At 40.7% G+C, this 24,792-nt stretch carries 16 protein-coding genes; 8 read left to right on the top strand and 8 right to left on the bottom strand.

Annotation, left to right across the window (positions count from 1 at the left end; genetic code table 11):
• Positions 1-128: 128 nt before the first annotated feature.
• Together CW745_RS16655 and CW745_RS05245 are read left to right on the top strand one after the other, a co-directional pair.
• Positions 129-3,170 (top strand): glycosyl hydrolase family 18 protein, encoded by a 3,042-nt coding sequence (locus CW745_RS16655; RefSeq protein WP_101107462.1) that lies wholly within the window; start codon positions 129-131, stop codon positions 3,168-3,170.
• Positions 3,171-3,403: 233 nt separating this feature from the next.
• Positions 3,404-5,281, top strand: a complete 1,878-nt coding sequence (locus CW745_RS05245) for a HAMP domain-containing methyl-accepting chemotaxis protein (RefSeq protein ID WP_101107461.1) — start codon at positions 3,404-3,406, stop codon at positions 5,279-5,281.
• Between the two features lie 242 nt (positions 5,282-5,523).
• On the opposite strand, the gene CW745_RS05240 is transcribed toward CW745_RS05245, so the two are convergent.
• From CW745_RS05240 to ilvC, 3 genes are all read right to left on the bottom strand, one after another.
• The gene (locus CW745_RS05240; protein ID WP_101107460.1) at positions 5,524-8,835 is read right to left on the bottom strand and encodes an ImpA family metalloprotease; all 3,312 of its coding nucleotides are present in this window, start codon (positions 8,833-8,835) and stop codon (positions 5,524-5,526) included.
• 679 nt (positions 8,836-9,514) lie between these two features.
• Complete coding sequence (gene tcdA, locus CW745_RS05235) at positions 9,515-10,309, bottom strand: tRNA cyclic N6-threonylcarbamoyladenosine(37) synthase TcdA (RefSeq protein WP_101107459.1); 795 nt, start codon at positions 10,307-10,309, stop codon at positions 9,515-9,517.
• A 483-nt stretch (positions 10,310-10,792) separates the two neighbouring features.
• On the bottom strand, positions 10,793-12,274 hold the full coding sequence (gene ilvC / locus CW745_RS05225) for a ketol-acid reductoisomerase (protein ID WP_101107458.1): 1,482 nt from the start codon (positions 12,272-12,274) through the stop codon (positions 10,793-10,795).
• 165 nt (positions 12,275-12,439) lie between these two features.
• On the opposite strand from ilvC, the gene CW745_RS05220 reads away from it, so the two are divergent.
• From CW745_RS05220 to CW745_RS05200, 5 genes are all read left to right on the top strand, one after another.
• The gene (locus tag CW745_RS05220) at positions 12,440-13,294 is read left to right on the top strand and encodes a sulfurtransferase (protein WP_101107457.1); all 855 of its coding nucleotides are present in this window, start codon (positions 12,440-12,442) and stop codon (positions 13,292-13,294) included.
• Positions 13,295-14,176, top strand: coding sequence for an HTH-type transcriptional activator IlvY (gene ilvY / locus CW745_RS05215; protein WP_101107456.1), 882 nt, complete (start codon positions 13,295-13,297; stop codon positions 14,174-14,176).
• 176 nt (positions 14,177-14,352) lie between these two features.
• Positions 14,353-15,732 (top strand): polysaccharide deacetylase family protein, encoded by a 1,380-nt coding sequence (locus CW745_RS05210; protein ID WP_101107455.1) that lies wholly within the window; start codon positions 14,353-14,355, stop codon positions 15,730-15,732.
• 385 nt (positions 15,733-16,117) lie between these two features.
• Entirely contained in the window at positions 16,118-16,399 is a 282-nt protein-coding gene (locus tag CW745_RS05205; protein ID WP_101107454.1) for an accessory factor UbiK family protein, read from the top strand.
• Between the two features lies 1 nt (position 16,400).
• The gene (locus CW745_RS05200) at positions 16,401-16,799 is read left to right on the top strand and encodes a DUF2750 domain-containing protein (protein ID WP_101107453.1); all 399 of its coding nucleotides are present in this window, start codon (positions 16,401-16,403) and stop codon (positions 16,797-16,799) included.
• 83 nt (positions 16,800-16,882) lie between these two features.
• Here the strand turns inward: CW745_RS05200 and rraB are convergent, their stop codons facing one another.
• The 5 genes from rraB to CW745_RS05175 form a co-directional block, all read right to left on the bottom strand.
• Positions 16,883-17,266 carry a ribonuclease E inhibitor RraB gene (gene rraB, locus CW745_RS05195; RefSeq protein ID WP_101107452.1) on the bottom strand — a complete coding sequence of 128 codons (384 nt, stop codon included), beginning with the start codon at positions 17,264-17,266 and terminating at the stop codon, positions 16,883-16,885.
• A 10-nt stretch (positions 17,267-17,276) separates the two neighbouring features.
• A complete protein-coding gene (locus CW745_RS05190) occupies positions 17,277-18,020 on the bottom strand; it encodes a 1-acylglycerol-3-phosphate O-acyltransferase (RefSeq protein WP_101107451.1) in 744 nt (247 codons plus the stop codon).
• A 1-nt stretch (position 18,021) separates the two neighbouring features.
• The gene (gene parC, locus CW745_RS05185) at positions 18,022-20,292 is read right to left on the bottom strand and encodes a DNA topoisomerase IV subunit A (protein ID WP_101107450.1); all 2,271 of its coding nucleotides are present in this window, start codon (positions 20,290-20,292) and stop codon (positions 18,022-18,024) included.
• Positions 20,293-20,514: 222 nt separating this feature from the next.
• A complete protein-coding gene (pykF, locus tag CW745_RS05180; protein ID WP_101107449.1) occupies positions 20,515-21,924 on the bottom strand; it encodes a pyruvate kinase PykF in 1,410 nt (469 codons plus the stop codon).
• A 209-nt stretch (positions 21,925-22,133) separates the two neighbouring features.
• A complete protein-coding gene (locus tag CW745_RS05175; protein ID WP_101107448.1) occupies positions 22,134-23,483 on the bottom strand; it encodes a DegQ family serine endoprotease in 1,350 nt (449 codons plus the stop codon).
• 177 nt (positions 23,484-23,660) lie between these two features.
• Here CW745_RS05175 and zapE point away from each other — a divergent pair, with 177 nt between their 5' ends.
• Positions 23,661-24,767, top strand: a complete 1,107-nt coding sequence (gene zapE / locus CW745_RS05170) for a cell division protein ZapE (RefSeq protein WP_101107447.1) — start codon at positions 23,661-23,663, stop codon at positions 24,765-24,767.
• The last annotated feature ends 25 nt before the right edge of the window (positions 24,768-24,792 follow it).

Below are 24,792 nucleotides of genomic sequence, written 5' to 3'. Positions count from 1 at the left end.
TTTTAAAGTACAGCTTACACTTTGAAATAGCACACAATTTCATGATTTATTTATGAAATTTCGCTTAAATTCTGGTAGCTTATGGGATCGTAACCAATGGATGGTTACGATTTCAAAGGATGGAATTTATGAATAAAAATATGTCAGTCTTAGCCATTGCGCTAAGTGCTGCTCTTGGCACTTCGTCAGCATTCGCTGCCGATGCTACAGAGTGGATACCCGGAAAAACAAAAGTAAGCAACGGTGACGTTGTGACTTATCAAGGTGAGTGCTATGTTGCACAGAATAACCCAGGGACTTGGGAAACACCTTCAGCAGCAGCAACATGGTTTTGGTCATCAACAGCATGTGGTGACACAACGCCAACTGCTACACCAGCACCAACTGCTACACCTGTGCCTACTGTAACGCCTACAGTCACAGCAACACCAACTCCTCCTCCTGCAACACCAACACCTGTCGTAGGCAGTGGTTGGGATAAAGCAACGGTTTACAACACGGGTGATGAAGTAACACACAATGGTGTGACTTATGTTGCTGGCTGGTGGACTAAAGGTCAGGAGCCTGGTACTACTGGTGAATGGGGTGTTTGGAAAGCGCTAGATGTGAGTGTGCCTACGGCTACACCAACACCAACTACGCCACCAACAGCGACACCAACGCCAACAGCGACACCAACACCAACAGTGACGCCAACGCCAACTGTGACGCCAACGCCAACAGTGACGCCAACGCCAACAGTAACACCAACACCTGTTTTCTCTTCTCACGAAGAGTGTCGTCCTGAAGGGCTATACAAAACACCTGGTGTAGATGTGCCTTACTGTACGATTTACCAAAAAGGTGGTATCGAGCAAGAGATCAACGGTACATCTCGTCGTATCATTGGTTACTTCACTAACTGGCGTAACGGTGCTAATGGTCAGCCGACTTACTTAGCAACGGATGTGCCATGGGATAAAGTAACGCATATTAACTACGCGTTTGCACATATCGATAATAACTACCGTGTTTCTATTGGTGATAATGTTTATCCAACAGAAGCTGGCTATAAAGTTGATCCAACGAACCCAAATACAGGTATGGTTTGGAATGATGTACCGGGTGCTACGGAAGCCGATATGGATCCGAGCATGAAGTACAACGGTCACTTAAACCTAATCAACAAATACAAGAAAGAAACAGGTGTGAAAACACTTATTTCTGTTGGTGGTTGGGCTGAAACAGGTGGTTTCTGGGGCGAGAATGCTGGCTCTACATGTCCAATGACTGATGCGCCAACGGCGGATGATAAATGGACTATGCCTGGTCAAACTGACAAAAATGGCGTGTTAAATACAGGTCCTTGTCCGATTGATGATCTTGGTCGTGTTGTTAACGGTGGTTTCTACTCAATGACAACTAACTCGGATGGTTCGGTGAACCAAGCGGGTATTGATGCCTTTGTTAAATCTTCTGTTGATTTCCTTCGAGCTTATGGCTTTGATGGTATCGATTTAGATTACGAATACCCAACGGCATTAACTGACGGTGGTAACCCATACGATCGCGCAGTTCAAAATCCGCGTCGTAATAGCTTAATGAAGTCTTACAATGTATTAATGAAAGACATGCGTGAAGCAATCGATAAAGCCTCTGCTGAAGATGGCGTTCATTATTACCTAACGGTAGCTGTGCCTTCATCAGGTTACTTGTTACGTGGTATGGAAGTTTACTCAGCAGGTCAATACCTTGATTTCATCAATATGATGACATACGACTTCTCTGGTTCATGGGGTGAAGTAGTTGGTTTCAATGGTCCTTTATACGATAACGGTAAAGATCCAGAAATGAACCTTTACGGTGTATACGGTGCTTACGATAATATTGGTTACTTAAACATTGACTGGGCTTACCATTACTTCCGTGGCGTAGTGCCAGCGGGTCGTATTAACGTTGGTCTACCATTCTACACTCGTGGTTGGAAAGGCGTTGAAGGCGGCGTAAATGGTTACGGCGGTAAAGCACCAACTGACCAATGTGAACGTGGTACAGGAACTGGTACAGAGCAAGGTTGTGGTAACGGTGCTATCGGTATCGACAACATGTGGCACGATTCAGATCCTTTAGGTAATGAGCTAGGTGCGGGGGCAAACCCAATCTGGCATGTTAAAAACTTAGCTAATGCACATATTGGTACATACGCTGAGAAACATGGTTTAGATCCAATCAACAACGAAGCTGACAAGTTAGTAGGTACGTACACACGTTACTACGATAACGATGCTGAAGCTGCTTGGTTATGGAATCCAACTAAGAAAGTAATGTTAAATATTGAAGATGAGCAAGCGGTTCGTGCTAAATCTAAATATGTAGCAGAAAAAGGCTTAGGCGGTATCATGTTCTGGGAAATGGCGGGTGACTACAACTGTTACGCGTTAGTCGATGGTGTTCGTACAACAACTATCGTGCCTGAATCTAACTGTGCTGCTGGTAACGGTGAGTACTTCATGGGTAGTACATTAACTTCTTTAGGTCATGAAATTCTAGTCGCTGCAGGCGCACCGGATATGAACATGACTGATCCTTTAGTTAATCTTCCTACTCAGAAATTGGATGTTGCTGTTTCATTAGTTGGTTACGTTACTGACGAAAGTGTTGCATGGCCACAAACTTCTGAATGGTTGTTTACTAATAACAGTACGCAAACTATCTCGAAGATTGCATTTAGTATTCCGTCTTCAACTGATGTGAGTAAAGACCTCAACGCAGTTGGTACGTTACTAAACCATGCTAATAACGGTGGCAACAAAGGTGCCCCTGGTATGCAAGACGATTTCCATCGTTTCGCTACATCGGTAAGCCTTGCACCGGGTGCAAGCCATACGATTAAGATTGATGCTCACTTACCAATTGGTGGTGGTCCATCTTCATTCGTATTCACAACTGGCTCAGGTGAGTTCGCTGCTAAAACAGAAGTGAAAATGATCACTGATGGTGGCTGTGAAGCACGTGGTATTGATGTATCTACTTTAGAACCTTGGACAGGTGGTTGGTCTGCTAACTACGCAAAAGGTGATATGGTAACGTACGATGGCCAAGTTTGGGCTCGTGCATGGGGTGGTAATGACGGTACTCCTGGTTCTGCTGAGAACTGGGTAACTGGTTGGAACCCTGTTTGTCCTCTTTAAGATAAACATATGTTTTAGGTGGTAACACCTAGCCACAAAGCCGGTTCGCTACATCGTAGTGAACCGGCTTTTTATTTTATATATACCCTTCCTTTAAAAGATCCCCATAGCGTATCAAGATAAATAATTTGTCGTCACCTTTACGTTTTGTAACAAAAATGCAACATATTTGGTGTTTTTTTGATTTTTTGTTCTAAAGTTCTTATACATTCATTGGTGTATTAGAGGTTGAAATGAACATTAATCTGACGATAAAAGAAAAGATGTATCTCTTTGCAGGAGTTGTTGGGCTTGTTTCACTTGCAATTGTTGCACTGTCTCTGTCAAGTATTCAATCGTTACATAAAATTTCCACGGCGCAAAATCTAGCAAGGCAGGTTAATTCACAGATGCTGATGCTCCGCCGCCACGAGAAAGATTTTATCACCCGTAAAGAGGTGAAATATCAAGAAAGGTTTGAGGAAAGCATGCAATTGCTTAATCAACAAGTTACAGAGCTTGCGGTCATTAATAAAGCGTTAGATATGCCGACGCAATCTATTAATCAATTACTCGAAACTTTCGACCAATACCAATTACATTTTAAACGTTTGGTGGAGATTGATCAGTTAATTGGTTTTGATCATCAATCAGGCTTGCATGGCGAGTTACGTGAATCGGTTAAAAATGTTGAGAATCAATTAGCATTAATGAATGGCGATAGTCTGCTAGTCGTTGCATTGAAACTGCGGAAAAATGAAAAAGACTTTATTCAGCGCCTTGATCTTAATTCAATCACAAAATTTAATGCCAATATTTCACTTTTTTTGCAAAAGTTAGATGAAAGCAACCTAGCTCAACAAAGAAAGACAGCTATCTCATCATTGATGAAGCAATACCAAGCAGCATTTATAACGATGACCAAAGCGTATCAAACAAGGGGGCTAACGGTTAAAGAGGGGGTCTTAGGTGAAATGCGTAATAGCGTACATCAATCTGAGACCCTACTAAAAGAGACAATTGAAAGCACCTTGGTACTAGCGAAAAAAGAGCAGGCGCAGGTGGAAGTTACTATCACCAGTGTCGCTTTGTTATTATCAGCTTTGTTAGTGATTGTTTTGTTATTAATGGTGCGTAATATTGTCGGTTCAATAGAGCGCTTAATTAAAGAGATGAATAATATTGCCACCGGCGAAGGCGATTTAAGGGTGCGTTTGCCAGATCAAGGGCGTGATGAAATGTCACGTTTGTCGGCCGCTTTTAACTGCTTCGTTGCGCGTATTCAAGGCGTGGTGAAAGAGGTCTCGGATGCCTCATCAAGTTTAGCCGGAGCGGCTGAGCAATCCGCTGTATCGGTGGATCAAACTGCGACAATGTTAAGTAAGCAGGAACAAGAAACTAACCAGATTGCCACTGCGATTCAGCAAATGAGTGCAACAGTTGCTGAAGTTGCCAGAAGTGCCTCTGTAGCTGCAGAGGCAACTGAACAGGCTAATGGGCATAGCTTGCAGGGTAAAAGTGTCCTTAATGAAAGTAGCTGTGCGATTCGAAAACTAGCCAAAGAAGTACAGCTAGCGTCTGATGTCATTGAAAAACTGGCAGAGCGCTCTATTTCAATTGGTGGAATTTTAGATGTAATTCGCGATGTCGCAGACAAAACTAATCTATTAGCGCTTAATGCCGCCATTGAGGCCGCTAGAGCAGGTGAGCAGGGCCGTGGTTTTGCGGTTGTTGCGGATGAAGTACGTGCATTAGCGCAACGCACTCAGAGTGCAACGAACGAGATAGAAAGCATGGTAAATGGTATAAGAGAAGGCGTTGAAAGTGCCACTGAGGTGATGCATGTGAGTCGTACATCGGCAGATATTGTGGTTAATCAAACACAGCAAGCAGGTATTGCATTGGATTCCATCACAGAAGGTGTTGGCACGATTAGTGGACTAAATGCACAAATTGCCAGTGCCTCTGAGGAGCAGGCTGTTGTTTCTGGAGAGCTAAGTGAAAATGTGAATAATATTAATAGTTGTGCTATTCAAACCTCTGCTAGTGCAGAGCAGATACGTTGCTCAAGTAACGAATTAGCACGTTTATCTCAGCAGCTGTTTGGGCTAACGAGTCAATTTAAAGTGTGATCTTAGCAACGCCTTTAAGTTAATTAAACGGTAGCGACAAGCTACCGTTTTTTATGGATGAAGACTGTATTTTTGAATCTTATACCAAATCCATTAAATAACTGATCATTTTTACTGGTTAAAAGAAGCTATCTCTGCGTTAAAAGTTTTGCAAATAGAACAACTATTTACCGTAACTTTCGCCTTGTGCTATCTCCTTTTTTCCTGCGTAAAATTTGAACTCTATATTAGTGTAATTGGTATTACTGTGCAATGTTCCAGCGTTGATTAGTGTTGCCGTGACTAGAATATAAATTTACCTGGCCATTACTTGTGTAGTAGTCAAAGGATTGAGTGGTTTTATTAGTTGCAGAAATAACTGAGCTATTCACATTATATTCCCATAATTGGTTAGCGCTGTTACTACAACTAGAAAGTATTAAAGATGCGCCGCTATTAAGTGAGTTAGCTTCTATGCAGTAACTTAAGTCAGCACTGCTATGCAAGCGACCATCATTTTCCCAGCTCCAGCGTGTTCCTAAACCCGCTGAGCAATCTACTGCCATCAACTGTTGTCCGGCAAGAGCAATATTATTATCTATAGCTAAACAACGACCATTGTATTGCGATGAAACCTGTACATTTTTATAAAGAAGCTCCGCATCGGAGATGGTGTATTCGCTATCTGCATTATCGCCAATACCATCTCCATCGGCATCACTGCTTTCATTGATATTATTAGGAAAAGCATCTTCGCTATCAATCACGCCATCATTGTCACTATCAATAATTGCAATAGCAGGTTTATCCAACCCTAAGCAATAATTATTACCACTGGCTTGATAAAAGTTATTATTAATTACGGGATAACCAAAGCTAGCTATTTGAGCTGAGGCTGCATTGCTAAAGCTGAGTCCCCACATAGTCAGTAAATTGCGATAATCTAGTTCAGTAACATTGGATAAGCTAATGGCTAAGCGATCATTGGTGGATAATGTTTTAGCCTCGTTAAGGCTAAAGTTAGAAAATCCTAAACTATCACGTTTTACTAACCAAACTACTTCTTCGTCATCAGCCCATTGGAACTCTCTAAGTGAAATATGTAAACGTGCTAATAGATGCCAGCCGTCAATTAAAGCGCCTTCGGCTTGGGCTGCCATCATCAGCTGTACCATGATAGCCATACCTTCATTCCAACCATTAAGATCCGCTGATTGCATGTAAGCAAAAGGATCAGGTTGTTTTACACTTTCTTTTAAATGATTGAATAGATCGTCAAAAGGTAAATTTTGACAGGTACTACTAGTATTGTTGATTTTGGAATATTGGCTTTTTGAATAATAGGAATAAGGGTTAGTACTTGCGTGACCTTCCCAGCCTGAAAACCGTAAATGACCTGATTCTAAACCATGACCTAATTCATGAATATCACCATGCCCTGTTGGGTTGAAATTCCAGCCCGCATCATAGGGATTACCTGAGCAACCTGCACCACAAGTGGGTTGATCGGCATTCATATGTTTAACCATATCTAACTGCTCAATTAGCCAGCCACGATTTGTCGCAAAATCATGAATTTCAGGCACTACATCAATACCAGGTCCTTGAAAACCGGCTAATACATGCGGGTAATTATGTATATATTGCTCAGTTCCTGCCGCTAATGTTTTAGCATCAGTCCATATGTCGCCCGATAACGAAGTGCGCATTTTGCTCAGTTGAGAGTGAACTTCAAAATGTTCTGTTGCCACTTCTGCCCAATCATATTCACCCGCATCAAGCGCTTCGGAAAATTGATTATCATCAGCACTGCTTCGCCAATGAGGGTGTAAGCCGATGTTATTAAAGGTTAACTCGACAGCTAAATCATTACTGCTAAAACTGATTTGTATTGGGCCTCCGTAGGGGGAGGTCATGCGAATAGTTTCACCCGATTTAATAGGCACCGATGCTGACCATAAATATTTAGGGCGAATATATTTATTGCTCTCAAACTGCTTAGTTGAGCTGGAACGAATTGAATTGATAAATACCGAGGTATCCACTGCACTATTGTCTGTACGAGTGACGGTAAACGTTTGTCCGGGGAGTGCATAAACACCTGCAGAGCGGAAACTCTTTTTACTCGTTAAGCTCACTGCTTTATTGCTTGGTTGGATATGGCTAAAGTCACTACGACTAAAGTTACCTAGATCCGCTTGCACAGGATTAATATCACGATAATTATAAACGCTGTGGTCTGCATACCAAGCTTTTAAGAAGGTAAGTGGATCTGTGCTACTGACATCCATTGGGTATTCAATACCTTGACGGTAAACATCGCCTAATAATACAAGTAACTTTTCAATATCGTAATCTTTTGAATTAAAAATATCGGTGGCATTGTTATCATATTGCTTAATAGTCGAACGTAGTGCTTCAGTGGCTGCATAAAACTCATTTTGATAAGCGGTTTCACAGCTACTTGCACAGCTTGTTAGATCAAAGGGAAAAGTGCCAGCTTTAAAGTTTTTGACTAAGGTACGAGTCGCTTCTAAATCCCAAGTGGATGCGAACATCTCTTGGTAGTTGTTCCAAGATGCAACATCTTGACTAAAATAATTACCCGCACTGCCAGGCGATTGCATAGAAAAGTTCATACCAGCCAACACTTTGTTAGTTAAGCCTGTTGTGTTCCAGCTGTGTAAATGCACATAAATTTTGGCTGAGCCTTGAGACTGTGCATTAGCAAGCGCTGTTGAAACGACTGCGCTATCGGTATCTGTTGATGAACCAGTGATCACTAAATCTGCATTGTTGCTGACACAGTTGATGAGGTTATTCGCATCATCACAGCGAGTGACGGTCCAATTCGGGTATTGATTATTTAACCACGCGGTTGTACGTGAGTAAGTCGTGTTATCCATCAGCATCAAGCGAACATCGGCTTGCTCTGCTAAATTACTTTCACTGCGCTTTAACAGCCAAGCTAATAAATTTTTAAAGTGCTTCTCATAACTAAGGTAATTACCATCATTAAAGCTAAGAATAATATTGGTGCCAAAGGCTGCATTTCGTTGTCCATCTATTTCACTTGCTGCTGCAAGTCTAAGGCCTTTATTTCCAAGTATTAATGGGTAGGTACCTTCGCGTTTATTGATAGAGACAAATTGTGAGTGTCGACTTGGACTATAACTGATGGGGTCATCTTTATAAATTTGGGTTAGAAAGCCTTGCCCTTGAGTTTCGTAATGTTTAATACGTGCCAAAATCGCATCGAGTATTGCTTGATCACCTTCGGGAAGCAATGACGGATCTCCCGAAGCCATTGCTAATGCAACACGCTCCTGCGCAGTTTTATTTTCAGTCGGTGTGTTTTCGTTATCAGTAGTCGGTGTGTTTTCGTTATCAGTCGGTATATCTTCTTTGTATGAATGATCATCTTTAACAGTTGTTTGTTCTATCTCATCTAGTAGTGAGGCGTTAGCGTTACTTTCCTCAGATCCTGAGCCACAACCGACTGTAAATATTGATAATAGGAAAACCACAATATATTTAAGTTGGGGCTGTCTAAAACAAACGCTATTGAATAACAATGTAAATTCCTTTTTATTGGCCCGAATGAGTATGTAAATTATTAGGGGCGGCTAACCTTTCAAGTATGTACTTGCCACTTTAGACAGGGTTATGTCTAGGGGGAGCATTACCCATAATGAAACAAAACTGCAGTTTAAATAGCCTGAATAAACCATTAAAAATATAAAGACCAGCATTACTCAGAAATGAAAAAACTATGCCAACTAAGTGATCATAAGGAGTATATATAAAGTATCTATAACTTTAAGTGTGGGGATCTACCTTTGCTTAAAAGTTACAATTATTTTACTTTTATTCGGTTAAATTTAACCTTTAGTTAGCGCGAAGAGTTGTGCTTTAAAATGATGTGTCGTTAGTTGTTTATCTTAACTAACCTCAATTATAATCAATGGAAGTGTTATAGTATTTTTAATCAGACTGTGATGATTTTAATATACAGTGCCACTATTTTTAGGTAATTCAAGGCGAATTATCGTCACAATAATCGGTTGTTGTTAGATAATTTATAAACAAGTCCGCGGAAGTAGCTGTATCGCTTTACTTATCCAGATCTGAGGTTAATTACATGAAAAGTAGAATTAACTTTTAAAGCCAGTGGGGGTCTTTAAAATTTAGACCTGCGTAAGAAAACTGCCATATGCAAAGTCATGAGCCTTACAACAAGTGGCATTTATAGAGTTAACTCGCTTGTCGATCCATTCTTTTGAGCATTTTTTGTAGCATAAAACTCACCCCTACAAAGGCAAAGCTTGCAGTAACCATGGTCGATGCGCCAAAACCACTGGCACAGTCCATTTTCATATTACCGTCAGATTCCGCTTTCTCTTTGCACACTTCGCCATTCATATCTGGGTAACTCAGTTGCTCTGTTGAAAATACACAATCGATTCTAAATTTTCTTTTCGGGTTAGTGGTAAAGTTAAAATGGCGACGTAGTTCCGAGCGTACCTTCGCTGCTAATGGGTCTTGAATAGTACGAGCTAAATCGGTCACTTGAATCTGTGTCGGGTCTAGTTGACCACCTGCTCCACCACAAGTAAGCAGTGGGAGCTTATTACGTTTACAGTGTGCGACTAATGCGACCTTTGCGTGAATGCTATCAATAGCATCAAACACATAATCCATGTCTTTAGAGAGATAATCAAAACAGTTTTGCTTATCAATAAAATCATCAACGCAGTTAACAATAATATCAGGGTTGATCTGCTTACAACGTTCAGCCATCACCTCTATTTTTTGTTTACCCACTGACTCAGTAAGTGCATGTACTTGACGATTAATATTAGTGACACATAGATCATCCATATCAATAAGGGTGATCTGTCCGATACCTGAACGCGCGAGTGATTCCACGACCCAAGAGCCAACACCACCAATGCCAACAACACAGATATGACTGTTTTTAAAACGTGTTAATGCAGTGGTGCCATATAAGCGTTTAATGCCGCCAAAGCGTTGTTCGTAGCTAGACATTCAAGGGTCCTAGGGTCGTAGATAATAATCTGCAGAGATTAACATTTTTACAGAAACAGTGTGAAGAAAAATAGATAATCAAGTTGAAAAATGATGCTTTTGGAATTTAGCTTTCAGCTATCAGCTATCAGCTATCATCTATCAGCTATCAGCTATCAGCTATCAGCTATCATCTATCAGCTTTCAGCTTTCAGCTTTCAGCTTTCAGCTTTCAGCTTTCAGCTTTCAGCTTTCAGTTTTCAGCTTTCTAGCTATCAGCTTAGCTTGAACTGTTTTAGTCTTTAGCTGACGGCTGACAGCTAATAACTGAAAGCTTTAATTAACAAGCTTCAACGATAGTTTACATCTCAGTCGTCTTGTTAATAAACACAACGTAGTTTTACTAAAATGCAGACACAAAAAAGCCAAGCAAATGCTTGGCTTGAACTGTTTTAGTCTTTAGCTGAAAGCTGAAAGCTGACAGCTAATAACTGAAAGCTTTAATTAAGAAGCTTCTACAATTGTTTTCATGTCTGTCATGTAACCACGTAGTTTCTTACCGATGATCTCAACTGGGTGAGTACGGATAGCCTCGTTTACTTCGATTAAACGTGCGTTGTCTACAGAGTTAGATTTAACTTCAAGTGCAGAGCCTAAGAATTGTGGGCTCATCGCTTTAACGAAGTCTGCAAGTAGAGGTTTAGCAGCGTGGTCGAATAGGTAACAACCGTATTCAGCAGTATCAGAGATAACAACGTTCATTTCGTAAAGTTTCTTACGAGCGATTGTGTTAGCAATTAATGGAGTTTCATGTAAAGACTCGTAGTATGCAGATTCATCGATGATACCTGATGCTGTCATCGCTTCAAATGCAAGCTCAACACCCGCTTTGATCATTGCTACTAAGAAGATACCGTGATCGTAGAACTCTTGCTCACCAATTTCCATGTCGCCAGCTGGTTGTTTTTCGAAACCAGTTTCAGCAGTTGCTGCACGCCATTTAAGTAGGTTAACGTCATCGTTTGCCCAGTCAGCCATCATCGTTGCAGAGAATTCACCTTCAATGATGTCATCCATGTGCTTGTTGAATAGTGGACGTAGGATATCTTTAAGCTCTAAAGACATATCAAACGCTTTGATTTTAGCAGGGTTAGATAGACGATCCATCATGTTAGTGATGCCACCGTATTTAAGACCTTCAGTTACCGTTTCCCATCCGTATTGGATTAGTTTAGATGCGTAACCTGGTTCTAGACCGTCAGCAACCATTTTTTCGTAACCTAGGATTGCGCCTGTTTGTAACATACCACAAAGGATAGTTTGCTCGCCCATTAAGTCAGATTTAACTTCAGCAACAAAAGAAGACATAAGAACACCAGCACGATCACCACCGGTAGCTGAAGCGTATGCTTTAGCCCATGCAAGACCGTGGCCTTGTGGGTCATTTGCTGGGTGAACAGCGATTAGTGTAGGAACACCGAAACCACGCTTGTATTCTTCACGTACTTCAGAACCAGGACATTTTGGTGCACACATGATTACAGTGATATCTTCACGCACGATCATACCTTCTTCAACAATGTTGAAGCCGTGAGAGTAAGCAAGTGTCGCGCCTTCTTTCATAAGAGGCATAACCGCGCCAACTACAGCTGTATGCTGTTTGTCAGGAGTCAGGTTACATAGCAGATCTGCTTCTGGGATTAACTCTTCGTAAGTACCAACAGTGAAACCATTTTCTGTTGCATTTTTCCAAGATTGACGTTTTTCAGCAATTGCTTCAGCACGTAGTGTGTAAGAAACGTCAAGACCAGAATCACGCATGTTAAGACCTTGGTTCAGACCTTGTGCGCCACAACCGATGATCACTACTTTTTTGCCTTTTAATGCTTCGCTACCGTCAGCGAATTCGCTACGATCCATAAAACGACATTGACCTAGTTGGTTTAATTTCTCACGTAGAGGAAGGGTATTAAAGTAGTTAGCCATATTAGCTGTGCTCCATTTTCTATCATTAGTTAAGGATAATTAATTCAATTAATTATTTACGAAAGCGACTATAGCGCATAACTTATATTGCGCAAAATGATATATTAGCAATACTACGTTGCAAAATATGAAATATAGATATTCAATTCAAATGAGGATAATTCAATGACTTTATTAACGCTTCCGAGTGATTTAGTGTCGGTGCAATGGCTGGCAGAAAATAGAGGAGATCCTGCATTAGTTTTACTTGATGCAAGTTGGTTCATGCCGATGTTAAAGCGTGATGGAAAAGTAGAATGGAAACAGCAAACTATTCCTGGGGCGCAATTTTTCGATTTTGATAAAAGTATTTGTGATGCATCAAGTTCATTGCCCCATATGATGCCTAGCGAAAGCTTATTCGAGCAATCGGTACGTGCCTTAGGGATTAATCATGACTCAGCAGTCGTGGTTTTTGATCGCCTTGGTATCTTCTCAAGCCCCCGCGTTTGGTGGATGTTTAAAAGCATGGGCTTTGCAAATATTGCCGTTTTAGATGGCGGGTTAAACAGTTGGATAGACGCTGGACTTCCCGTTGCTAAAGGGCAAGCTGATGCAGAAATAGTAGAGGGTAATTTTATTGCGCAATATCAAGCTCATTGTATTGTTGATAAGCAACAAGTATTCACTGCGCTTGATAACCCTAATATTGAAATTATCGATGCGCGCGCTGCAAATCGTTTTTTAGCTGAGGTGCCGGAGCCTCGTGATGATTTACGAAGTGGGCATATGCCAAATGCTAAAAACTTGCCTTTTAGCACATTACTTGAAAATGGAAAAATGCGTGACATCGAGCAATTAAAAACACTCTATGGGCAACGAATAAATACTTCTCAACAGGCTATCTTTAGTTGTGGCTCGGGAGTTACTGCCTGTGTATTAGCGCTCGGCGCATCACTGTGTGGTTATCAAAATATGGCTGTTTATGATGGTTCTTGGACAGAGTGGGGCGCAGATCCATCGTTGCCTGTGGTGAGCTAAATGGATCTTAAATCTCTCAAGTTGTTTGTACACCTCAGCCAAAGTTTACATTTTAGTAAAACGGCGCAGGCAAAACATGTTAGCCCATCAACTTTAAGTCGTTGCATTCAGCGTATTGAAGATGAGTTAGGCAGTGTGCTGTTAGTGCGTGATAATCGCTCTGTGCGATTAACTAAAGCGGGGGAACTGTTTCGACACTATGCGCTACAACAAATAGAGCAGTGGGAGCAGCTAAAGCGGGAGTTAAAAAGTGCTAACAGTGAGCTTGAAGGACAGATAAATTTATACTGTTCGGTGACTGCTGCTTATAGCCATCTACCTGCAATATTAGATCGCTTCAGGCAACTTCACCCTAAAATAGAGATCAAGCTTAATACGGGTGATAGCGCAGTGGCGGTAGATCAAGTATTACAAGAGCAGGTGGATTTTGCTATCACCGCTTATCCTGATAACTTTCCTTCTGGTCTGTATTTTAAAAAACTGGCAGAGATACCGCTGTCTATTATCGCACCAACTATACCCTGTGCTGTGACTCCGATGGTAAGTCAAAGCCATATAGATTGGAAAAATATCCCCTTTATTTTACCTGAACATGGTGCTGTAAGGCGTCGTTTTGATACTTGGTTTCGGAAGTTTAAAGTGGGCAAGCCTCATATCTATGCGATTGTTGCTGGGCACGAAGCGTTGTTAAGTATGGTCGCGCTTGGTTGTGGTGTGGGTATTGCTCCTGATGTTGTGATAGAAACTAGCCCTGTGCGTGAACGTGTTCAAAACTTAGTCAGTGAAGCAACAATACAATCCTTTGATTTAGGGGTTTGTTGTCATAAGAAGCGCCTACATGAACCATTGATTGATGCTTTTATAAGCTGTGTTGAAACGTAGCTCACAAAATAATTTATGACAGTGAGTTAAATTGGGATGCTTCCCACACAATTATAATTGTTGCCACTAATAATTGTTATTTAAATGTTAAGTTTTTGATTGGTTGCATCTAAGTAACTAATTAAAAAGAAAAAACACAGTGTACGTTTTTATGAACATTCAAATAAAGGATTATTATGAATACCCAATTAAGTAAAATTTGTGTCGCAATTACATTAGCATCATCAATGGGGACAGCACTTGCGCTATCGCCACCACCTATGATCACTGGTACGCCTCCTTCACAATTACCACCTGGTAATGTGCAAGTGGCCAAAGCTCCGCAATTTATCGCAATCGCTTTTGATGATAACAATATGATTGATAATGGTACGCCTGGTGAAGCCACGTTAGGTGGTCAAGCATGGGTTGTTGACCTTTGGGGGCGTTTACGTAACCCCGCAGGAAATGGCAACTTAGATACCTTTGATGGTTTATCTCTACACACTACCTTCTTTAATACCTGTAGCTATATTGATAGCACCACTTGGAATGCAAGTTTTATTAAACAAGCTTGGTTTGAAGCAAAAGAAGCTGGTCATGAAGTTGCTAACCATACAACATCACATTTATGGGGTGGTGCATGGATGGATATCGCCACTTGGACGACGCAAATCGATGGCTGTAATCAAGCGATGGCAAAACCTTATAATCCTGAACAAAATATGTGGGTGCCAAGTAATGATGATGGGATCGGTGCATCAGGTGTTGGTTTTAGAACGCCGTATTTAGATTATAACGCCGCGATGTATGAAACATTAACTGCACTTAACTTCCGTTACGATGCAAGTATTATGGAAGGTTATCAGTGGGACCAAGATGGCAGTAATAACTTTTGGCCTTATACATTAGATAACGGCAGCCCTGGTGCTGAACTCTCAGCAAGTTGGGGCGTTAAACCTGAGATTGGTAAACATATCGGGTTATGGGAAGTGCCAATTTATGCGTTTATTGTCCCAACACAAGCAGAACTCGAAAAATATGGCATTGACTACTCGTTACGCGAAAAGATGGCTGCCAAAGTTTCTTGGTTTGATGTTAACGCCGGCAAAGTAGAGTCCGTTGATTACAATCTATTTTACCAATATGGACTGACATCTGATGAAGTGTTAGCGATTTTAAAACATAACTTAGATCTGCGTTTAAAAGGCAACCATGCGCCAATGACCTTTCTTGCACACACTGCGCATTATGCAGATCAATTTGATAGTTGGGTACCCGCTGAATCCTTTGCTGCCGATCGCCGAGCAATGTTAGAAGATTTTCTTGATTACGCATTAAGTAAACCAGATGTGCGTGTCGTCAGTCATGCTGAGCTACTTGATTGGATGGAAGCTCCTGTTGCTTTAGGAACAGAGCATTGTTACCGAGAGGCTTGGTCGACCAATGTTGCTTATGAAGAGGGTGATAAAGTACTGCAAGACGGTGCGTTATGGCAGGCGAAGTGGTGGAGTTACAATACCACGATGCAGGATGTCGATTGGAGTCCATGGCAAAAAGTGATGGACTGTGAATAAATTAGCTCAACTCTGGTAATAGAGGCATGATAATACCTTCAATCTGAGAGTGATTATTTTTAAAATACAGTGCCGTTATTTCGCGTAATTCAAGGCGATGATCCTCGTAATAAAGGGGGCACTGTATCGCTTTGTTTATCCAGAACTGAGGTTAAATAGCATCTGGGCTATCTATTCAGTAAGTTAGCTCGCTATTTAGCGCTTCAATATTTAATGAGGCGCTAAACCTATCACTTCTATCCCTCATGAACGATAAAATCTTAACCTCTATAACTATTATGTTTTAACTCACTGCTCATTCGTATATAGCGACTCTTTTTGGTGAATATATAGAAATAAGCGCTGAGTGCGTTTACAATGGGGCTTAAAATTTAAGGAGCCAACGATGTTTAACCCTAAAAAATTAGAAGAGATTGCCAAGCAAGTTAGCGATGCGATGCCCACTGGCGTAAAAAGTTTTGGTGAAGATGTCGATCGTAAAATCAAACAGGTATTACAATCACAGTTGGGTAAACTCGATATGGTGAGCCGTGAAGAGTTTGATGTACAAACACATGTTCTATTGCGTACTCGCGAAAAACTCGCTGAGATGGAAGCAAAATTTGCTGAACTTGAAAGTAAATTGAATGCGCCAAAAGCAATCGCAGAAGAAGAAACTGAGAAATAAAATGAAAGAACAATACTTAAAACAAGCAGAAAAGTTCGTTGAAGAGGCATGTGAAAACCTGAACCTTTATGGTTTATTCGATGAAAATGAAGGTTGGGCAAATTGCCACGCACATGATAATGCCGATGCGACTGCTGTTTACCTCTTTTGGTCCGATGAAAAATCGGCAGCTAAATTACAGAATGAAGAGTGGTCAAATTATAAAGTGACGCCAATTCATTTAGGTGTATTTCTTGATTCATGGTTAGACGGTATGCAAAAGCAAAATGTGTTTGCTGGTGTTAACTGGGATGAAAACTTATACGGTTTGGAGATCGAAGCACAGGTACTCAAAAGCTCATTAATTGAACAATCTCAAAAGCTTGCTCAAGATGAAAGTGGCGATGAGACTGTCCATTAATTAGTCCATTAATTAAGTTATGATAAGATAATAAAAAGCCCGATTAAGTAACACTTAATCGGGCTTTTTTGTTTAATGAGTTTTTACTGTTCTGGGTAAGTACCCCAACCGTCGTAATCAATTCCGAAAGATTGTGTTAAGTGAAACAGTTTTTCTACATCTTCAAATATAGCTTGCTCATCAAGGTTCATCTCAACCACTACATCAAAGGCTAAGATGATCGAGCCATCTTCAAGTTCAAGCTCTTCTGGATCTGTCACTTCATAACCTTTTTTAAAACAAGCTACCGCGGCTTTTTCTAGTAGGTCAAAATCATCACAGGAGATATGATGTTCAATCATATATACCGCATCAGGGTTACTACCATCATCTAAAATGGCTTCAACAATATCTTGTGTTTCATCGGCAAGCTCTTGTAGTAACTCTGCTTGAGTAAGTTGTTCTTCGTTTGTATTTTCTTCTGTCATGTTTAGTTCCTTAACCGCAACAGTTTGTATTGTTATCTGGGCGTTTTACTTCTTCATTAAGTTGGATATATTTAGCAAGCATGATCTCATGTGCATCATTCATTAAACGGCGTATTTCGCGTTTTTTATACTGGCTGATATCGATAGGATCTAAGATTTCGACAATCACTTCCCCATTATCCCAACGGTTTAAATTAACCTGTTCATGTGTATTTGAGATGACAGTTGGCACTACGTTAACACCTGCTTGTAACGCGGTATGAAAAGCTCCCATTTTAAAAGGCATTAAACCGCGGCCACGACTTCGTGTCCCTTCTGGAAAAATCATTACTGATAGATCTTTGGCTTTCATCTGATCTACAACATCTTTAATGGTCTCTTTAGCGCTACTTTGATCTTCACGGTTAATCATAATGTTGCCCGTCAGCCAGTAGATGATGCCAAAGAAGGGGACCCAAACAAGGCTCTTTTTACCAATGGTAACGGTGCCGGGCTGAACTGAGCCTGTCGTTGTGACCATATCGTAGTTGTTTTGATGGTTCGCAATGTAAACCACTGAACCGTTGTCTTTGACACTATCGGGAATGCGGTAGGTGACTTTTAGGCCAACAATACGCGCCATTTTGCTAAAAATAATGGCAAAGTGATGCGTATTTTTAGGGTTGCGAGGACTAAATGCACAATATAGTAGTGAGTAGATACTCAGCAAAACTACACTCAGGATAATTAAAATAAAGCGGATAATAAATAACATGTTAATTCTCTTCTTCTAAAACATTAAGCACTTCTACCTTATCGACTCGCTGCAAACCACGTGGCAGTTTGCTGCCTCGTCGACCTCGTTCACCTTGATAGTGTGCCAAGTCTGTGGCTTTTAAGGTAAGTTTACGCTTGCCTGCATGCAGGGTAACGGCGCTATTCTCTGGGATAATTTGCAACATGGTAACAAACTCTTCTCGTTTAGTCGCTTTTGCTCCCATGATGTTAATCATTTTATTACCTTTACCTTTACTTAGGTTTGGTAAGCTACTGACTGGGAAAACTAACATGCGCCCTTCATTGCTGATGGTTAGGCAAAGATCTGTTTCATTATCGTGCACTTTTTTGGCTGGCATGAGAAGCGCATTTTCACCAAGGTTAATGAGCGCTTTACCATTTTTATTGCGACTATTGATATCGCTAAATTTAGCCACAAAACCATAACCATGATCGCTACTAATGATATAACGATCGCTATCATCACCCATGAAAGTATCTACGAAGGGGACATTATCATTTTGATTAAAGCGTCCTGTCAGTGGCTCACCTTGTGAACGTGCTGAGGGTAATGAATGCGCATCAAGCGAATAAGCCCGACCTGTTGCATCAATAAAAGTACAGCTTTGATTACTTTTACCCGTTGCACTACTTAAAAACTCATCGCCGGCTTTATAACTTAATGCTGCTGCATCAATATCATGCCCCTTGGCTGCACGTACCCAGCCTTGCTTAGAAAGCACAATCGTTACCGGTTCGCTTGGCATGAGTTCTTTTTCTGATAACGCTTTTGCTTCAAGACGTTCGATCAGTGGTGAGCGTCGATCATCACCATACTTAAGGGCATCGGCTTTGATCTCTTTTTTAATTAAAGTATTAAGACGTCTATCTGAGCCGAGTAATAAAGCGAGCTTTTTCTGCTCTTCACTCAGTTCATCCATTTCACCACGAATTTGAATCTCTTCTAATTTAGCAAGTTGGCGTAGCTTTATTTCTAAAATAGCGTGTGCCTGACGCTCCGAAAGTGAAAAACGACTCATTAATTCACTTTTGGCATCATCATAGGTACGGATAATCTCAATCACTTCATCAATATTGAGGTAAGCGATTAAAAGGCCTTCTAATAAATGTAAACGCGCTTCAATTTTGTCTAAGCGGAACTGTAAACGGCGACGCACCGTTTCTTTTCTGTAAATTAGCCACTCACTCAGAATTTTAACTAACCCTTTTACCTGTGGGCGCTTGTTAAGACCAATCATATTTAGGTTAACTTTATGGTTAACTTCTAAGTCAGTTGAAGCAAAAAGGTGCTGCATTAGTGCTTCTATATCAATGCGATTTGAGCGAGGTACGATAACTAAACGCGTTGGGTTTTCACGATCCGATTCATCACGTAGGTCAGCGACCATCGGTAACTTTTTATCGACCATTTGTTTGGCAATATCTTTTAATATCTTGCCACCTGAAACACGATGAGGCAGTGCACTGATAACGATTTCACCCTGTTCTACGTTATATACTGCACGACTTTTAAAGCTACCACGGCCCGTTTCATAGATTTTCTTGATTTCACTTTTAGGGGTAATGATCTCAGCTTCTGTTGGATAATCTGGGCCTTGAATAATCTCGAGCAATTGATCGATATCTGCTTTAGGATTATCAATCAGATGAATACAGGCATTAGCAACTTCACGTGCATTGTGTGGTGGTACATCGGTTGCCATACCTACGGCAATGCCGGTAATGCCATTTAACAAAATATGGGGAAGGCGAGCGGGTAGCAGTTCAGGCTCTTTCATGGTGCCATCGAAATTAGGCTTCCAATCTGTTGTGCCTTGTCCTATTTCAGACAGTAATAATTCGGAAAATGCCGATAAACGTGATTCTGTGTAACGCATGGCTGCGAACGATTTTGGATCATCCGGCGCGCCCCAGTTACCTTGACCATCGATTAATGGGTAGCGATATGAAAAAGGTTGCGCCATTAATACCATTGCTTCGTAACAGGCGCTATCACCATGTGGGTGGTATTTACCCAATACATCACCGACAGTACGCGCTGATTTTTTATGCTTGGAAAGTGCAGACAAACCCAGCTCTGACATCGCGTATACAATACGACGTTGCACCGGTTTTAGACCATCACCAATATGTGGTAATGCCCTGTCCATGATCACGTACATTGAGTAGTTGAGGTAGGCATCTTCAGTAAATTTAGCCAGCGGTAATTGTTCGATTCCCTGTAAGCTTAAATCTAAGGATTCACTCATCTTTTATGGCCCTATCAATCGGAAAAATAAAAGAGGGAGTATAGCGTAATATGTCGTTGAGTTAGTGATGTTTTGATGGGATTTGTGAGCTAATAAATTGCACTTAAAAAAAAGCACCGCCGAGGCAGTGCTTTGTTTGATTCTGAGTTAGTGATTATAAAATCGTTACAAAATATCTTATTCTATTTTGAAAACAGAATATTAAGTATTTTGTAGCCAATCTTAAGCAATAACGTGTACAGAAGAAGTGTTTGTAGTACCTGAAGAAACAAGCGCACCAGAAACGATAACGACTTTGTCACCAGCAACTACTAAACCTTGCTCTTTAGCAAAGTCCATACCTAGCTTGTAGAACTCTTCGATAGAATCTTGTTGCTCAATCACTTTAGCAGAAACACCTTTAGTTAATGCTAACTGTTGGCGAGTCTTAGCATTGCTTGTTAGCGCTAAGATTTGAGCAGAAGGGAAGTATTTACGTAAAGAACGTGCAGACTTACCTTGGCCTGTTGCAACGATGATTAATTTAGCATCAAGTTGCTCAGCGTTGTTTACTGCACCGCTACATACTGCTTCAGTGATACGGATGTTAGCTTCTTTCTCATCAGTTTTTGATGCGATAGTGCCGTCAGTACGTTCACAGATAGTTGCCATGATTTCAACAGCTTCTGCAGGGTATTTACCTTTAGCAGACTCACCAGAAAGCATTACAGCATCAGTACCATCGATGATTGCATTTGCAACATCACCCGCTTCAGCACGAGTTGGACGTGGGTTTTTGATCATTGAGTCAAGCATTTGCGTAGCAGTGATTACTGGCTTACGTGCTGCATTGGCTTTTTCGATCATCATTTTTTGTGCGAAGATTACTTCTTCAACAGCGATTTCAACACCTAAGTCACCACGAGCAACCATGATACCGTCAGAAACAGCTAGGATCTCTTCGAAGTTATCAACACCTTCTTGGTTCTCAATTTTAGAGATAATTTGGATGTTTTCGCCGCCGTTTGCTTTTAATAGCTCACGGATTTCAAGTACGTCTTCTTTCTTACGAATGAATGATGCAGCAACGAAGTCAACGTTTTGCTCACAACCAAATTTAAGGTCGCCTTTATCTTTAGGAGATAGTGCAGGAAGTTGAACTTTAACACCTGGTAAGTTAACACCTTTGTTTTCGCCAAGCTCGCCAGTATTCATTACTTCACAAACTACGTTTGTATCAGTGATGCTTTTAACTGTCATTTCGATTAGACCATCGTCTAATAATACAGTGTTACCTACTGCTAAATCTTTAGTAAGGTTTTCGTAAGTTACCGCAACGATAGTGTTATCACCAACGATTGTTTGGTCTGTAGAAAGAGTGAACTCTTGACCCGCAGTTAATAATACGTCATCGCCGTTTGCTAATTTAACCGTACGGATTTCTGGACCTTTAGTATCTAATAATACTGCTACGTTTTTACCTGTTTCTGCACATACTTCACGAACACGAGTAATACGACCGCCATGCTCATCGAAGTCACCGTGAGAGAAGTTTAAACGCATCACGTTCATACCGTTTTCAACAAGCTTCGCTAACATCTCTTTTGATTCTGATTTTGGACCAATCGTACATACTATTTTAGTTTTTCTCACCGTCTTTTCTCCAAGAGTGATTATGTTGTTTTCTTACAAGTTTATAAAAAAATTTTAAATCTTTTTGATATCCCTATTCAATGGCGCATATTTTACAAGAAAAAAGCGAAGAAAAAATGATTTGTGATCATTTTTCTTCGCTTTTTCGGCTTTTTTTTGAAAATTAATTACATTTTTAGCAAACTAGGGCTATAAGTTGGCAATTATCACTACTCTAAGATGATATATAAGTGTTGATTGCCACGTTTAATATTTAATGCGACAACAGCCGGAGCCGATTCAATCATTTTTTGTAATGAATCTAAATCCGTAATGCGTGTTCTATTAATCCCGATAATCACATCTGATACTTGTAAGCCATAACGTTCTGCCATTGAACCTTGCGTAATGGCAACTACTTCTACCCCTTTACGCTTGCCTAGATTTGCTAAGGTCGCACCGTTAAGTGCAGGGTGTACAGTTGCCGCCTGTTTTTGTTGTATTTGCGCTGGATCTTGCAGGATAGCGTTACGAGTTAGCGTATCTCCATCGCGAACCAGTGTTAACTCAACTTTTTTACCACTGCCTAAAGTCCCCACTTTAGCCCGAAGCTCAGCAAAACTCTTAATTTTTCGTCCATTAACTGCAACAATAATATCGCCGGCTTTAATGCCTGCCTTTTCAGCAGCTGAATCGGTATTAACTTCATAAACAAAGGCGCCATGTTGTGAGTCTAGAGAAAAGCTTTTTGCCAACTCTGGCGTTATTTCACCACCACGCACCCCTAATACACCACGACGTACTTCCCCATGCTGTACTAGTTGTTCGACAAGGTTTTTTACCATATTGGAAGGGATAGCAAAGCCGATACCAATGTTGCCACCATTAGGACCAAGGATAGCGGTATTAACACCTATCAGCTGCCCGTCAAGGTTAACTAAGGCACCACCAGAGTTACCACTATTAATAGCTGCATCGGTTTGGATAAAGTTTTCTAGGTTTTCAAGGTTTAAGCCACTACGTCCAAGTGCACTGATAATACCCGAGGTAACTGTTTGCCCCAATCCAAAGGGGTTACCAATCGCGATAGCAAAATCACCCACCCGTAATTTATCTGAATCTGCAAATTTTATTTCGTTTAAAGTTATATTACGATGCTTGGTCACATCCACCTTAAGTAGCGCGATATCACTTTGTTTATCTTGACCAATTAATTGAGCATCTAATATTTTTCCTGATTTTAATTCAATTTTTATCTCATCGGCATGTTCAATGACATGATGATTGGTGATGATATAACCTTTATCTGCATCAATAATTACCCCTGAGCCCAACCCTCTAAATTCACGTTCGATTGGCGCCCTGCGTTGCTGGTTAAAAAACTCAAAGAGGTCATTCATTGGCGATTGTGCAGTTGCCTTACCTGATACAGAAATACTCACCACAGCAGGGCTTACCTTTTCAACTAAAGGAGCTAGTGTCGGAGGTTCATCGGAAAAAAAGGGCAGGGCTGCGAATGCAGAAGATTGAAAAGTAACTAGTGTAAATAGTATGAGAAATACTGAAAATGATTTTTTCATGTTTTTTATCCTTCCTTATATAAAAGAGAAAATATAAAAGTATTGACTGAAAGCAGTGCGAAAAGTTCTAAAAATAGCGAGTTTTCTCACTTGTTAGCAAAATGTTAATGAATTCATTGCAGTTCCGCTTAAATAATTACAAAATGCTGTTTTTATTTTTAACAAGCGAATCTCGACGTGACTCCGTTATCTTTATATCAAGCTGATTTACAAAAGCCCCATTTTTTCGCCGATGACTCGCAGGCGCAAGCGATTCAGTATCTGCAACGTTTATACGATGATTTACAAAATCGTACTCCGCCCACTCAATCTAATGGGGTATTCTCTCGCTTATTTAAACGCCCTGAGCCTAAAAAAAATGACATTAAAGGCCTGTACTTTTACGGCGGTGTTGGTCGCGGTAAAACCTATTTAATGGATCTGTTTTTTAATAGTTTAACGAGTGAACGAAAATCGCGTCTGCATTTTCATCATTTTATGTTGCGTGTACACAAAGAGTTGACGCTATTGGCGGGTGAGAAGAATCCATTAGTTAAAATAGCGAAAAAGTTTGCCAGTGAAACCGATCTAATCTGTTTTGATGAGTTTTTCGTTGATGATATTACCGATGCAATGATCTTAGCGGGTATGTTTGAAGCCTTGTTTGCGCAAGGGGTGGTATTAGTTGCCACTTCAAATATCCACCCTACAGATCTCTATAAAAATGGATTGCAGCGCGCGCGTTTTTTACCTGCGATTGCACTGATCGAATCTCATTGTGAAATTTATAATTTAGATGGCGGTAAAGATTATCGTCTGGATCGCCTCACAGAAGCTGAAATTTATCATTCACCATTAGGTAGTGAAGCCGATGCGTTAATGAGTCAAACGTTTGAAAGCCTAGCTAATGGTGAGAAACATTATAATACACCACTGATGATTAACGATCGCGCTATTACCACTCGTGCTTACAGTGTGGATAGCCTGTTAATTGATTGCGAAAGTTTGTGTGATGGACCACGTGCAGTGGCAGATTATATTGAGATCGCAATTGTATATCGCACTATTCTTTTAAGTAATGTGCCACAGATGAATTTACAAACGAATGACATGGCAAGGCGCTTTATTGCCATGGTCGATGAATTCTATAATCATCACGTGGTGTTAATCATCTCTGCAGAAGTCGATGTTTATAGCCTTTATGCAGGGCATAAGCTGGCGTTTGAATTCCAGCGCTGTATCTCTCGATTACTAGAAATGCAGAGTCAAGAGTACTTACAAAAAGCCCACCATGTTGACCTGTAATGATGACAACGCGATGAAAAAGTCG

The sequence above is a fragment of the Psychromonas sp. psych-6C06 genome, from assembly GCF_002835465.1.
In the GTDB taxonomy this organism is placed as follows: Bacteria; Pseudomonadota; Gammaproteobacteria; order Enterobacterales; family Psychromonadaceae; genus Psychromonas.
The sequence above is the reverse complement of the archived record's forward strand: the minus strand, read 5'-3'. Positions and strand labels throughout refer to the sequence as shown.